The 14086-nt window shown below is 63.7% G+C and carries 12 protein-coding genes; 7 read left to right on the top strand and 5 right to left on the bottom strand.

The window, feature by feature from the left end:
• Window positions 1–32 precede the first annotated feature (32 nt).
• A complete protein-coding gene (locus HZF03_RS12750) occupies window positions 33–1637 on the bottom strand; it encodes a GMC family oxidoreductase (RefSeq protein ID WP_119018532.1) in 1605 nt (534 codons plus the stop codon).
• A gap of 332 nt (window positions 1638–1969) precedes the next feature.
• On the opposite strand from HZF03_RS12750, the gene HZF03_RS12745 reads away from it, so the two are divergent.
• Window positions 1970–2956: an ABC transporter substrate-binding protein gene (locus tag HZF03_RS12745; RefSeq protein ID WP_119018533.1), complete on the top strand. Its 987-nt coding sequence runs from the start codon at window positions 1970–1972 to the stop codon at window positions 2954–2956.
• A 160-nt stretch (window positions 2957–3116) separates the two neighbouring features.
• Here HZF03_RS12745 and HZF03_RS12740 read toward each other — a convergent pair whose 3' ends face one another.
• From HZF03_RS12740 to HZF03_RS12725, 4 genes are read right to left on the bottom strand one after another with little or no spacing between them, the layout of a single operon-like run.
• A complete protein-coding gene (locus HZF03_RS12740) occupies window positions 3117–4364 on the bottom strand; it encodes a nitrogenase component 1 (protein WP_119018534.1) in 1248 nt (415 codons plus the stop codon).
• The gene (locus HZF03_RS12735; protein ID WP_119018535.1) at window positions 4364–5722 is read right to left on the bottom strand and encodes a nitrogenase component 1; all 1359 of its coding nucleotides are present in this window, start codon (window positions 5720–5722) and stop codon (window positions 4364–4366) included. The genes HZF03_RS12740 and HZF03_RS12735 overlap by 1 nt, the downstream gene beginning before the upstream one ends.
• Before the next feature lies 1 nt (window position 5723).
• Window positions 5724–6596, bottom strand: coding sequence for a nucleotide-binding protein (locus tag HZF03_RS12730; RefSeq protein ID WP_119018536.1), 873 nt, complete (start codon window positions 6594–6596; stop codon window positions 5724–5726).
• A gap of 43 nt (window positions 6597–6639) precedes the next feature.
• Window positions 6640–7857, bottom strand: a complete 1218-nt coding sequence (locus tag HZF03_RS12725; RefSeq protein WP_119018599.1) for a radical SAM protein — start codon at window positions 7855–7857, stop codon at window positions 6640–6642.
• Window positions 7858–8303: 446 nt separating this feature from the next.
• On the opposite strand from HZF03_RS12725, the gene HZF03_RS12720 reads away from it, so the two are divergent.
• The 6 genes from HZF03_RS12720 to HZF03_RS12695 all read left to right on the top strand — a co-directional run bounded on the left by HZF03_RS12720 (window position 8304) and on the right by HZF03_RS12695 (window position 13817).
• Window positions 8304–9251, top strand: a complete 948-nt coding sequence (locus HZF03_RS12720; RefSeq protein ID WP_119018537.1) for a sulfonate ABC transporter substrate-binding protein — start codon at window positions 8304–8306, stop codon at window positions 9249–9251.
• A 43-nt stretch (window positions 9252–9294) separates the two neighbouring features.
• Window positions 9295–10470: an FMNH2-dependent alkanesulfonate monooxygenase gene (gene ssuD / locus HZF03_RS12715; protein ID WP_107355464.1), complete on the top strand. Its 1176-nt coding sequence runs from the start codon at window positions 9295–9297 to the stop codon at window positions 10468–10470.
• Complete coding sequence (ssuC, locus tag HZF03_RS12710) at window positions 10467–11273, top strand: aliphatic sulfonate ABC transporter permease SsuC (protein ID WP_107355463.1); 807 nt, start codon at window positions 10467–10469, stop codon at window positions 11271–11273. Before ssuD ends, ssuC begins: the two co-directional genes overlap by 4 nt.
• Window positions 11274–11277: 4 nt before the next feature.
• Entirely contained in the window at window positions 11278–12123 is an 846-nt protein-coding gene (locus HZF03_RS12705) for an ATP-binding cassette domain-containing protein (RefSeq protein WP_119018538.1), read from the top strand.
• A 10-nt stretch (window positions 12124–12133) separates the two neighbouring features.
• Window positions 12134–12703 carry a flavin reductase family protein gene (locus HZF03_RS12700; protein ID WP_119018539.1) on the top strand — a complete coding sequence of 190 codons (570 nt, stop codon included), beginning with the start codon at window positions 12134–12136 and terminating at the stop codon, window positions 12701–12703.
• Window positions 12704–12863: 160 nt separating this feature from the next.
• The gene (locus HZF03_RS12695) at window positions 12864–13817 is read left to right on the top strand and encodes an aliphatic sulfonate ABC transporter substrate-binding protein (protein ID WP_119018540.1); all 954 of its coding nucleotides are present in this window, start codon (window positions 12864–12866) and stop codon (window positions 13815–13817) included.
• The last annotated feature ends 269 nt before the right edge of the window (window positions 13818–14086 follow it).

The following is a 14086-nucleotide window of genomic DNA, read 5'->3' as shown; positions in this document are numbered from 1 at the left end:
CTGGCAGCTCGCTCGCCCGCGATTGACAAGGCTCAAGCAATTCGCTGCCGGAGAACGAGGTCGGCCGCCTTTTCACCGATCATCACCGCAGGCGCATTAGTGTTGCCGGACACCAGCGTCGGCATCACGGAGCAATCGGCGACACGCAATCCTTCGATGCCGCGGACCCGCAACTGCGGATCGAGCACCGGCCCGATCGCGCAGGTGCCGGCCGGATGAAACAGCGTCTGCCCCTTCTGACGGGCGTGCTCCAAAAGCGCGTCGTCGCTGGTGGCGCCGGCTCCCGGCAAATACTCCTCGACGATAAAGTCCGCGAGCGGCTTCTCGCTCGCGATGGTCCGTGCCAAACGCAAGCCATCAATGACAGCGCGGCGATCCGTTTCGGTTGCCAGATAGTTCGCTCGGATGCGCGGGGCCTGGCGCGGATCAGGGGCAGCGATCAGCACGCTGCCGCGACTTTCGGGGCGCAGCTGGCACACGTTCGCGGTGAAGCCTGAGAACGCATGAAGCTGGTCCGCAGAGCTCTCGGCGCTGAACATCATGAAATGATACTGGATATCCGGACGAGTCAGCTCCGCACGTGTCCGCGCAAACAGCCCGACCTGGCATGCGCTGATCGTCATCGGGCCGGACCGGTTCAGCAGATATCGCGCCCCCATCCATAGCTTGCGCACCGGGTTGCGGACGATATCGTTCAATGTCAGCGGATGGGCCGCCTTCCAGACGATGCGAACCTGGAGGTGATCCTGCAGATTGGCACCGACGGCAGGCAAATCCAGCACCGGTTCGATAGCGACGCTCGCCAGATGTGCGGCAGGACCGATGCCCGACAATTGCAGCAGCTGCGGCGAATTGACAGCGCCCCCGCACAGGATCACCTCGGATCGCGCACGCAGGACCCGCCGTTCGCCGCCGCGTAGATATTCCACACCGACAGCTCGGCCGCCCTCGATCACGACACGGCCGACAAGCGCCTCGGTCTCGACGCGCAGATTGGCGCGCCGCAGTGCCGGCCTCAGAAACGCCACCGCGCTGGAGCAACGGCGACCGCCACGGGTCGTCAGTTGTACATAGCCAACGCCGTCCTGGGACTCGCCGTTAAAGTCCAGATTGGCCGGTACGCCGGCAGAGGTGGCGGCGTCGATGAAGGCCTGGCAGATCGGATTGCGCTCGCTGAGGTCGGCGACCGAGAGCGGCCCGCCCACGCCATGATACGCATCAGCGCCGCGGACCTGATCCTCCGAGCGCTTGAAGTACGGGAGGACATCAGACCAGCCCCACCCAGATGCGCCGGCGGCTGCCCAGCCGTCATAATCGTCAGGGTGCCCCCGCATGTAGACAAGGCCGTTGATGCTACTGGTCCCACCGAGCACCTTGCCGCGCGGCCAGAAGATCCGCCGCCCGTCCATCGTCGGCTCCGGCTCTGTCTCGTAGCACCAGTTGATGTCGGGATTTCGGATCGTCTTGGCATAGCCGATCGGAATGTGAATCCACGGGTTGGAATCGCGGGGACCTGCCTCCAAAAGTGCGACCGAGGTGGCAGGGTCCTCACTGAGGCGATTGGCAAGGACACATCCCGATGAGCCTGCTCCCACGATGATGAAATCAACTGTCTCGGTCGTATTGGCGCGTGTCATCGGAGTCCGTCAGAAAGCGGTTGTCAGCAAGTGGATAAAGAACGGTGCGCGGATTGCTCGAAATCAATTCGGATGTCAATCGAGCGATCATCGCGAGGACTTAGTATGGACCTCAGCGCTTTGCCGTGAGCGGCAACTTCGCCTACGCCCCGACCAACTGTCGAAATGAATTTCTGCAAAAGCACTCGCCCGCGAGCTCTTCATCGTTTTGTTCGTCGGATAGTTGATAATGCTGGTCGACTTGGTCAGCATCGCGTTCGCTCGGTGGCCGCGACGACCGTGTGGTGGACACCGCCCTTCAGGACTGATTCCAAAACGTCAGAGGTCGTTTGATGTCGATTGGCATGTCGCGTCGCCGTTTGTTGCAAGCCAGCGCGGGTCTTGGGTTATCCGGGTTGCTGGGCACAGCAAGCGCACGAGCCGCCACCCCAACCGATCTCTCCGGGGTCACGCTGCGGATTGCCTTCTACAAGGGACTGCACAAGACCTTGCTGGAAACGGCAGGCCTCGCCGCAACGCCCTACAAGATCGATTGGAAGGAGTTCAACTCCGGCGTCCAGCACATCGAAGGCATCAATGTCGACGCGCTCGACCTGGGTTCGGGCAGCGAAACATCGGCGGCGTTCGGGGTGAAATCCAAAGCACGTGTGAAGTTCATCGCGGTGTATCGCGAGGATCTCAACAATCAGGGCACGTTCGTTCAGAAAGATTCGGACATCCATCGCGTGGCCGACCTCAAGGGAAAGCGCGTCGGCTACGTTCGGGGGACGACGTCTCACTATTATCTCTACAAGCAGCTGGCTGAAGCCGGTCTGTCGTTTGGCGACATCAAGGCGACCCACCTTGCGCCCACCGACGGCCTGTCTGCCTTCGCCCGTGGTGATCTCGATGCATGGGCGATCTGGGGTTACAATGGCCAGCTCGCCCGCTCCAAATACGGGGCTCGTACCCTGAAGACAGGCGTCGGGTATCTTTCAGGAAACTTCCTGATCTCGGCCAATCCTTCCGCGATCGACGACCCGCTGCGGCACGCTGCGCTCGCAGACTTTCTCCTGCGGCTGCAGAAGGCCTATGCCTGGAGCAATGCGAACTATCCGACCTATGCGGAAGCCCAGTCACGCGATACCGGGGTGCCGGTCGAGGCCATTCTCGACCTGTTCAACAATCGCAGCCAGGATTACAGCCTGATCGCCAACAGCGATGCAGCGGTTCAAAGCCATCAGGAAGTCGCTGACGTGTTCACCAAGATTGGCGTGTTCGACGCACCGGTAGACGTCAAGCCGTTCTGGGACCGCAGCTTCGACCAGGCATTGGCCTGACCACCGAACCACCTGACGAATGCAGCAAACGCCGCGACGTCGACGCCGTCGCGGCTCCAGGAGAGTTCACCCATTTCCCTGCTGATCGTCAGCGAGATGCCCACCGATTGTTCGGACGGCAACGTTGTGATGGTGGACCGTCCGTTCCGCGTGGCGCTCCCTACGCTTGATCCGACGCCGTCACAATCGCCTCCAGCAACGTCAGACCGCCGCGAGAGCCGCCGAAGCCACTTGTCAGGCTCAAGCGGCGGGTCGGCGCGGCGCATTCGATCAACGGCACTGCGAGGCGATCAGCGACCGCTCGCTCCAGGGAGCTGCCGAACACGATCTCCGCGCCACTGCTCCCGATAAGTGCGGCGATCTCGTCGTCGTCTTCGCTGTAGTGAACGAGGGGCAGCTCATCCTCGAGCGTGCTGCGATGCTCCGCGGGCGGATTGTCGGTGACGACGATCGCGGCCGGCGACCAACCGAGCGTCCGGCTGAGAAACCGAACGATGCCTCCCGCGTGCAGACTCGGCAAGGCAACGGCAAAGCTGCGGGCTCCGCCTTGTCGATAGAGCGTCTCCAGCAGCCGGTCGATGAAATACGCCTCGCGCTGCCGCTCGCGGTCGATGAAGAGCCGCGCCGCGGCATCGTCCACCTCACCGGCGGCAGCGACGATCCTTTCCAGCAGTGCGCCTGTCGCCGCGGCGCCAACGGGCAATCCCGCGCTTTCGATCCAGGGAATGCCGAAGCGGTCATCAAGCGCACGGACCGCCGCCCCGCTCCAGGGCGACAACGAGACGCTTAGTTCGGCCTGTGCGGTCGCCCGCAGGCTCGACAGCCCCCCGAACGGACCGAATATCGGGTTCGGGATCAGGCCGACACCTGCGATCAGCCGAGACAATTCCTCGATTTCCGCGAGCCACGTTGCATCCTGATGCGGGACGGGACCGAGAATGTTGACCAAGCCGGCTCGGGTCACTCCCGGAGCGACCGTTCGCTCAACAGCCGCCTGCAGGAACGATTGATAGCCATGATAGGCCGAGCCGCGAAATCCAGCGGTCGCCAGGTCGAGCACCTCGTCCCCGGCGTCCCGCGCCTCTTGCGCCATCGCCTCGACGTCGTCTCCGATCATCTCGGCCGGGCACCCTGTCAGAACCACGGTGATTTCGCTCGATACCACGCCGCGCGTATTCTTGATCTGCTCGCGGAGCCGCGACGCGCCGCCAAACACGATGTGCTTCTCCGACAGATTGGACGTCGGCCACGACGCGCCGCAACCGCCGACGCCCTGCCACAGCCCGGCTTGCACGCCGCAGCCGGGCGTCGCATGGACGAGCGGAGTCACGCCATCGATCGCTGTTGCGGCGTAAAGCGCGCCATGCAGCGCGCATCCGGCGCGTGGTCGCATCAGGTGCGCCGCCATCATCTCACCTCACGCTTGATGTGCCAGTCCGGGCTGCGCTTCAGCCAACCTGCGCGATACGCGGATGTCCCGAGCCCGGCCGTAAAGCCATTCTGCCGTGCGGCCAGCGCCCGGCCGATGCGGGTTGCAAGCTTTGTCTCACCGGCCGCCCCGAGCAAATCGTCGCCTTCGATTGCGACCGCGGCAATCCTGGCGCGGGCCGCTGTCGCCGCGGCAGCCGGCGTTCCGATCAGCAGGTCCGGCTCGATCTTGCCGAGCCAGTTCACCAGTTCGAAGGCCTGCCCTGCTCCGACATGCAAGGCCACGGTCGCCGCATTGGTCAGAGCCTTGAGCCCCTCGACATGAAGGCTGTCGATCCAGTCGACGCTGATCCCGGCAATCCGGCCGCCGAACTGCACCACAAGCTCAACGACTGCCAACGCCTGAGATGGCGGCAGCGCAATCACCACACGGCGCTCCTCCAGCAGGTCGGCGCTGACGCGATCGTCGATCCTGATCGGCAGCGGTCGCTCGGTCGCCTCGGCGACGGCTTCGACAAACCGCCGCGCACCCAAGGCGCCGATCGGCGGCCGCAGATGCAGGAACGGCACCCGGTGCAGCCGGTCGAGTTCGCGGCGGAGAACGTCGGACTCGTCCTGAAACACCGCGACGCTGAGGACCGCCTGCGCCGCCTTGGCGAACGCTTCCTGGCCGGCGCCGGCCGGCACAAGATTGACCTCGAGCCCAAGCCCGGCGAGCTGTTGCGCCACAGCCGTGAGGCCAGGGCCCCGCTCAAAAGCCAGCAGGTTGATCAGGTCGCGCCGACGGCCGTGCTGCGGCGGCACCAAGGACGCCAGAGCCGCGCTCGCAATATCGTAGCCGGTGGCACCGATCCGCGAACGGAATCCATCCGTCCGCAGCTCGACCACCGGGATGCCGAGTTCATCACTCAGCTCTTGAGCCACCGCCTGGATGTCGTCGTTATTGATCGCAACGACCGGCGTTGCCACCACGACAATTCCCCAGGGGTGATGACGTTGATACAGCCGACGCAGCGTCCGAGCGAGATTTCCGTCAGCGCCGAGAATGGTGTCGCGCTGATCGAGGTTGGTGACCGCCCATGGACGGCCCGGGCGGCTGCGCACCAGCGCGCCGGCGCAGCCCCGCGCACCGTGGACGACGATCCCCAGCCCTTCCACGTCTGCCAGAACGCGCAACGCGATCGACACATCGTCGCTAGCAACCTGTGAGAACGTCCGAATCCGCGACGCAGGTGGCCCGGCTTCGAGTTCAGCGATCAAGGACGCGACGTCGCCCAAATAGGCACTGACGCCATTGAGCCTCCGCTCCCGGGTCGGCGGCTGAAGTGCCTTCTCCACCTCACACCACCTCGACGAGCCGACGCTCCGCCGCGCCGCCGAACACACGGTCACCCCATTGTTTGGCCCATTGCTTCAACGCTGGGGCGTTGAGAGGCTTGGGGATAGACACCGGATGATCGCCTGCGATGTGCCGCGCGAGCTGACGGTACACGTCAGCCTGCTCTGAAGTCGGTGCCGCTTCGATCACGGTCTGGCCGTACAGTTCGCTCTGCGCCACCGTCAGCGAGCGCGGCACGTAGCCCACCACGTTCGTTCCTGTTCGCGAGGCGAAATCGTCGATCAGCGCACTCGCATAAGGCGTCTGGATGCTGTTGGCGATCACGCCGCCAAGCCGTGCGCCGCCTGAAGGCGCGTATTTGCTGATCGCCTTGAACAGATTGTTGGCCGCGAAGATCGCCATGAAATCCGACGACGTCACGACGAAGGCGGATTCGGCGATACCATTGCGGATCGGCACAGCGAAGCCGCCGCACACGACATCGCCGAGCACATCGTACAACACGTAATCCGGCTTGAATTCCTCGAACAGTTTCAGTTCATGCAGCAAATCGACCGCGGCGTTGATGCCGCGCCCCGCGCAGCCCACTCCAGGCACCGGCCCGCCGGCCTCGATGCAGAGCACACCGCCGAACCCGATCGCTGACACGTCCGCGATGGTCGGCCGGCCACTATCCCGCAGGCTGTCCAGTACGGTCGGTAGATCCTCGCCACCCCGCAGAATCGTCGTCGAGTCGCTTTTCGGATCGCAGCCGATCTGGATCACGCGATGCCCCGCCTCCGCCAGCGCCGCGCTGATGTTCGACGTCGTGGTCGACTTGCCGATGCCTCCCTTGCCATAGATGGCGATGTGCTTGGGCTTATTGGTGCTCACGAAAACCCCGTTATGCTCGGCGGTGAAGAGGTGACGACGCAGCTCACTCGGCGGGCTCGAGCTGCTTGGCCGTGCCGAAAATCGGCAGCGTCTCGTCCTCGATCCGGTAGATGTCATGCTGCAATGTGTCGGACGAAGCGTTGCTGTCGAACACGTGCTGGTAGGTGATGCCGTTCTTCTTCCAGATCGCGACCAGTTTGTGCGCGAGGTCGAGATACCAGCCCGGCTCAGGACAACGGTGGCCTTCGAGCTCCGAGCCGGGGTTCGGACACCAAACCGCGAACGTCCCGACCACACCCTTGGACGCCAGATACTCCAGCCCGGCCAGCGTACTGCGCTTCGGCTCGATTCCGGCGACGATGTTGGAGCGCACTCTGCCATGACCGAACACGGTGACAGCATATTCGAGCGCCTTGACCCAGTGCTCCCAACCGCCACCGCCGCGCGCCTTGCCGGGGCAGATCGCGTCATAGATCCCCTTGTCCCAGATCTCGATGTTCATGGCCGTGGTGCGATAGCCGGCCTCCTTGAAACGATCGAGATTGCGCAGATCGAGCGGCGCAGCAATCGTCGCGGTGCCGTTGAAGTCGTCGAGCCCGGTGTGCTGCTGAATGGCTTCCGCGACGTCGAGGTAGTATTCGAGCTCACGGCGCTCCGGGATCACGCCACCGCTGACCGTCAGGTGATCGATCGCACCGTCATTGTAGGCGCGCGCCGCCGTCTCGCCGATCTGCCTCGCGTTCTTCCAGAACACCCCACCTTTGTCGCCGTACACGTCCTTGGTGTAATTGATGTTGCAGAACAGGCAATCTTCGCCCTTGTCCTTGTACGAGCACTCGTTGCTATAGACCACGAACAGGTGCCGATCGGCGTAGTGTGCACCAATCTGCGCCATCTCGATCCCATCCGACGTCTTGGCGCCATAGAAGGCCGGACGCTCACGAAATCGGATCTCGGCGATCACCTCACTGCCATCGATCAGCACCGTCCGATCGCCGAGCAGATCGACCCGATAGCCCGATTTCGGATTCCAGCGGAACGGGACGCTCAGCCCGAGCGGCAGATAGAAATGCGACGGCAGCTCGACCGTGTGGGTTTCGAAATCCATCTCGAACAGGCAATGCACCTGCTCCTGGGCCTTGATACCAGGCTGGACGAAATCGAGCGCCTCGCCGCTGATTGCAACGCCGTTGATGCCAAGCTCTGCCTTGAGCGCCAGTTCGCGCCAAAGTCCTTCCTTCAACTCGCTAACTGTCGGCATATACATCTCATCCGTGATTGCGCCACGGCACCGGAGGCCATCAGGCGGTTCGCAAATCATCCTCGAACCTTATCCCGCCGACAATTCTGAAGATGACGCCGTTTAGAGGTTGTTTATGATGGACCTGATCGGCTCAGCAGAACAGGTGATCTAACAAGGTAACTAATTGCAGATAGCTTGCGGCGCTTCTCATCCGTCGGCGGTCTGGACCTATGTTGTGACTGGCTTGTCTCGGGAGCCACGGCCGCAACTAAGTTCCCTCTCCTGGGGATCAACTGCGATCGTTTGCACGAGAACAACCATTCCGCCTTCGGCCCAAACAGAGGATTTTACCTCCGCCTGTGCCTCCGTCTGAGCACAGGCGTTGCTATTTTTCCCAACGGCTCGACACCGCCCCCCCGGCCTCCCATCATCCCTCGCGACGAACCAACAACGAGGGAGGCCAGATGCAGCGCCGACAATTTCTCCAGCTATCCGCCGGAGCCGGCTTGCTGCCGATTCTGTCGCGCTCAGCCGCGGCCGAGCCGCTGACCGAGATCCGCATCGGCTATCAGAAGAACGGCGTGTTGGTGATCGCGCGGCAACGGCGAACGCTGGAGGATCACTTCGCCGGACAGAATATCGGCATCAAATGGCTGGAATTCTCTTCCGGTCCCCCGATGCTCGAGGCGATGAACGTCGGCAGCATTCACTACGGCGCCGTCGGTGACTCGCCGCCGATCTTTGCCCAGGCTGCTGGCGCTGCAATCGTCTACGCGGCCGGTCAGCCGATTACCAACGGTCAGGGAATCCTGGTTCCGAAAGATTCGCCGATCCGCGGTCTCGCCGACCTCAAGGGCAAGCGCATCGGCTTCACAAAGGGATCGAGCGCCCACACCGTCGTCTTGCTGGCGCTCAAGAAGGCCGGCCTGACCTATGGCGACATCACGCCGGTGTACCTATCGCCGCCGGACGCCGGACCCGCGTTCGCGCAAGGCAGCATCGATGCCTGGTCGATCTGGGATCCATATTTCGCGATCGGCGAGCTGAAGCAGAACGGGCGCGTGCTGGTCAATGCATCCGAGGTCGGCCGGACCAACTCGTTCTACATCGCCAACCGCGAATTCGCTCAACGAAATGCGTTGATCCTCAAGCAGATCATCGAGGTCACCAGCGCGACCGCGCGATGGGCTGAAGATCATCGCGGCGACGTCGCTCAGTCCCTCAGTGCCGTCACAGGCATCCCGCTCGACATCCAGACGATCGCCGCGAACCGCTCATCGTTCGTGGTTGGGCCGGTGACGGACGAGATCGTCTCGACCCAGCAGGACGTCGCCGACCGTTTCCATCAGCTAGGCCTAATTCCCCGCCCGATCGTGGTGCGCGATGCGGTTTGGCGGCCGCCACAGGCTTGAGCCGGCCAAAGCAAAAAGACAGGACAATCCAGGAGCACGCCGCATGACTGCCCCCCAGACGACATCTTCCAACTTCCTTTGGTTTCTTCCGACCCACGGCGACGGTCACTATCTTGGAACATCGAATGGTGGCCGTGACGTCAACTTCGGCTATCTCCGGCAAATCGCACAAGCGGCCGATCAACTCGGCTATTTCGGCGTTTTGCTGCCCACCGGACGGAGCTGCGAGGATTCTTGGGTGGTGGCCTCGGCGGTGGCGCCTTGGACCGAGAGGCTGCGTTACCTGGTCGCCGTCCGCCCCGGCCTGCAGTCGCCGAGCGTCGCAGCCCGAATGACTGCCACGCTCGACCGCTTGATTGGCGGCCGGCTTCTCGTCAACGTCGTCACCGGCGGTGATCCGGTCGAGAACAAGGGCGACGGCGTGTTCTTGTCACATGATGAGCGCTACGAGGTCACCCGCGAATTCCTCAACGTCTATTCGGATCTGCTGTCCGGCAAGACCGTCAACGTCGCCGGAAAGCACATCACGATCGAGGATGGACGGCTGCTGTTCCCACCGGTGCAAAGCCCTCGCCCGCCGCTGTATTTCGGAGGGTCATCGGACGCCGGCATCGACGTCGCAGCCGACACCGTCGACAAGTATCTGACCTGGGGCGAGCCGCCCGCCCAAGTCGCCGAGAAGGTCAATCGGGTCCGTGCGGTGGCGGAGCCGCGCGGGCGCAAGCTGTCGTTCGGCATCCGCCTGCACGTGATCGTTCGCGAGACCAACGAAGCTGCCTGGGCCGCAGCAGACGATCTGATCCGCTACGTCACCGACGACACCATCGCCGCCGCGCAGAAGGTTTTCGCCCGGATGGACTCGGTCGGACAGCAGCGGATGTCGGAGCTACACGGCGGCCGCCGCGACAAGCTCGAGATCAGTCCCAATCTGTGGGCCGGCGTCGGTCTGGTGCGGGGCGGCGCTGGCACAGCGCTGGTCGGTGATCCGCAGACCGTGGCCGCCCGGATTAAGGAATATCAGGACGTCGGCATCGACACCTTCATTCTGTCCGGATACCCGCATCTCGAAGAAGCCTATCGGTTCGCCGAGCTCGTGTTCCCGCTGGTGAAGCCGCAGCACGCGGGCAACGTCACGCCGCTGCGCGCTAATACCGGCCCGTTCGGCGAGACCATCGCCAATGAGCATCTGCCGAACGCCAAGCAGGCGGCCAAACCATGAGCCTCGTCGAAACCCTCGCCCGACCGCGCGCGTGGCGGCTGCCGCGACCGGACGGGCTGATCCAATGGATCGTGCCGCTGCTGATCATCCTGGTCTGGCAAGCGGCCTGCAGCCTCGGATTTGTATCGGCGCGTGTGCTGCCGGCGCCGAGCGACGTCCTCGTCGCCGGCTGGAAGTTGCTGCAGTCCGGCGAACTCGTCCGCAATATCTGGGTCAGCTTCTGGCGTGCCTCGGTCGGCTTCGCCATCGGCGGCAGCATCGGCTTTGCGTTTGGTCTCGCCAACGGCCTGTCCAGCCTCAGTGCCAAGCTGTCGGACACCACGTTGCAGATGGTCCGCAACGTGCCGCACCTTGCGCTGATTCCCCTGGTGATCCTGTGGTTCGGGATCGACGAGGAGGCCAAGCTGTTCCTGGTCGCGCTCGGCGTGTTCTTCCCGATCTATCTGAACACCCTGCACGGCATCCGCAGCGTCGATCCGCAACTGATCGAGATGGGGCGGATCTACGGCATGAGCAACGTCGAACTGTTCCGCCGGGTGATCTTTCCAGGCGCGCTGCCCTCCGTGTTCGTCGGCGTCCGTTTCGCGCTCGGCATCATGTGGCTGACCCTGATCGTGGCCGAGACCATCGCGGCCTCGTCGGGCCTCGGCTACATGGCGATGCAGGCGCGCGAATTCATGCTGATCGACGTGGTCGTTCTATCGATCCTGATCTACGCCCTGCTCGGCAAACTCGCCGACAGCGCCTCGCGTCTACTCGAACGGCAGACGCTGTCGTGGCACCCGGCATTCCAGCGCTCTTGAGGGGATGATGATGGAAGCGCTTCAATTCCTTCTCGCCGCCCCGCCCGGCGCCTACGATCCGGTCGCCCCCACCATCGAGGACGAAGCTCGCCCCTCGCAGCCTCCGACAAGCGCGCTCGCGCTCGACATTCGCGGTTTGCGCAAATCCTTTTGCGACAACGACGTGCTTCGCGGGATCGACCTGCATATCCCGGCCGGCCAGTTCGTCACCATTGTCGGCCGCAGCGGCTGCGGCAAGAGCACGCTGCTGCGACTGATCGCCGGGCTCGAAACTCCGAGTGCAGGCCACATCGTGTTCGGCGAAGACAAGCTGCCGGGCGACGTCCGCGTCATGTTCCAGGAGCCGCGCCTGCTGCCGTGGGCACGGGTCCTCGCCAATGTGGAGGTCGGTCTGGGCACCGAGCGCAACTCTCCGGATGCCCGGGCTCGCGCCGATGCGGCCCTGATCGAGGTCGGTCTCGATGACAAGCGCGGGGAATGGCCGGCGGTGCTATCCGGAGGTCAAAAGCAGCGCGTCGCATTGGCCCGCGCCCTGGTCAGCCGACCGCGCGTGCTCGCCTTCGACGAGCCGCTCGGCGCCCTGGACGCGCTGACGCGCATCGCCATGCAGCGTCTGCTCGAACAGGTGTGGCAGGCACAGGGGTTCACCGCCATCCTGGTGACCCACGACGTCGCCGAGGCGGTTGCCCTCGCCGATCGCGTGCTGGTGATCGAGGACGGCCGCATCGCCAAGGATCTGCCGATTGATCTGCCGCGCCCCCGCCAGCGCGGCTCTGCCGAGCTCGCCGCCCTCGAAGGTGAGATCCTACGAGATCTGCTGAAGGGCGCGGAGGACACATTCGAGCTGTGAGGCCGCTGCCATGACGCTTGCCATTGAGGACCGTCTTCGTTCCGCTTCGCCGGCTGACTTCGCCCATGCGATGCGGCAGCTCGCGAGCGGTGTCAGCGTCATCACCGCCGGCAAAGGCAGCGCCCGAGTCGGCATGACCGCCACGGCGGTTACCTCGCTGTCGGCGACGCCGCCGACGTTGATCGTCTGTCTCAACCAGAAATCGTCCGCGGGCCCGCTGATCGCTTGCAGTCACGCCTTCGCGGTCAACATCCTCGCTGCCGACCAGATCGAAATCGGCGAACGCTTCGCCGGCAAGGGCGGCCTGAAGGGCGCTGCGCGGTTCGCCGGCGGTACGTGGAATACGGGTATCTCGGGCGCTCCGGTTCTGGCCGGCGCACTTGCGACCATCGAATGCGAGCTCGATGAAGTTATCGAGCGACATACCCACGCGATCTTGGTTGGCCGCGTCGTTCACACCTCGACGCTGCCACGCAAAGCCTCGCTGACCTATTGGCAGGGCAGCTACGTCGCCATCGATCGCGACGAAGATCTCCTGCGACTGGCAGAGGTCAGCGTACCAAGCGCCAAGCACGGTTAGGCCGACTCCGAAGGCTGACTTGCGAACCTGGCAAACAGTCCTTTCCCCAATCAGACGCCACGCAGCATAGTTCGCATGACTGCCTTCGATCTTTGGAATTCAGTCGGATTGGAATTCCTGCCTCTAATAAGATCCCACGAATGATCTCTGGAGCAGGCTCATGATGTCGTCGCGTAGATCGTTGTTCGCCCTCGCCTTCGCCGCGCTCGCGGCATCGTCCATCGGCTTCGCCTCTGCGGCGGACCTGAAGGAAGTCCGCATCGGCTTCCAGAAGGCAGGCATTCAGCCTGCTGTGAAGGAGCGCGGCGTCCTCGAAGCTGCGCTGAAGGAAAAAGGCCTTTCCGTGAAGTGGGTCGAGTTCGCCTTCGGCCCGCCGCTGCTCGAGGCGCTCAACACCGGCAATATCGATTTCGGTTACACCGGCGACACCCCGCCGATCTTTGCGCAGGCCGCAGCGGCCAACCTGCTGTACGTCGCTGCCCTGCCCGGCTCCGGCAAGAACGAAGGAATCGTCGTTCCGGCGAACTCGCCGATCAAGTCGGTCGCCGATCTCAAAGGCAAGCGGCTTGCTATTCCGAAAGGATCGAGCGCACACAACACGGCCGTCGCCATCCTCGAAAAGGCCGGCCTGCAGTTCACCGACGTGACCGCGGTGTACCTGCCGCCTGCCGATGGCACCGCGGCTTTCGCCGGCGGAACGGTAGACGCGTGGGCGATCTGGGATCCGTACCTCGCACTGGCCGAGAAGAGCGGCGCCCGCGTGCTGAGCTTCGCCGGCGACGCCCACGACTCGATCGGCTTCTTCCTCGCCAACCGCGAATTCACCAATGCCCATGGCGACCTCGTCGCCTTGCTGAACCAGACTTTCGCCAAGGAAGCGCAGTGGGCAAACGGCCATCGCGACGAAATCACCAAATCCCTCGCCGCCTCGACCGGCGTCGATCCCGCCGTGGTCAGCACTCTGGTCGGGCGATCGGTGTTTGAGGTCACGCCGGTCACCGACAAGATTCTGGCGGAGCAGCAACAGACAGCGGACCGCTTTCACAAGCTCGGCCTGATCCCGAAACCGATCAACGTCCGCGACATCGTCTGGAAGTGGTCGCCGGCGTCCTGATCATCGATTCTCCCGTTGGACCACCTCGTCCGGCATCGCACGGCTCGTGCAATGCCGGACGTCTTGTATCGAGAGCTAACCGGACCGACCGGCGAACGTGCCCATCGCGACCTCTGCGACCGTAGAGGTAAAATGGCGGCAGCATCTGCATCGGCCGGTCCAGCCCCACTTGGTTCAGAACGCCTGAACCCGTCGTGTCTCGGATAGCAGACCTGACCTACGCGAGCACAGCAGGCTGGAATGCCTTGCCACTGGACAGAGCAGAGGCG

Source organism: Rhodopseudomonas palustris, assembly GCF_013415845.1.
GTDB lineage: Bacteria > Pseudomonadota > Alphaproteobacteria > Rhizobiales > Xanthobacteraceae > Rhodopseudomonas > Rhodopseudomonas palustris_F.
Note: the sequence above shows the minus strand (reverse complement) of the source record. Positions and strands in the feature narration are given on the sequence as shown.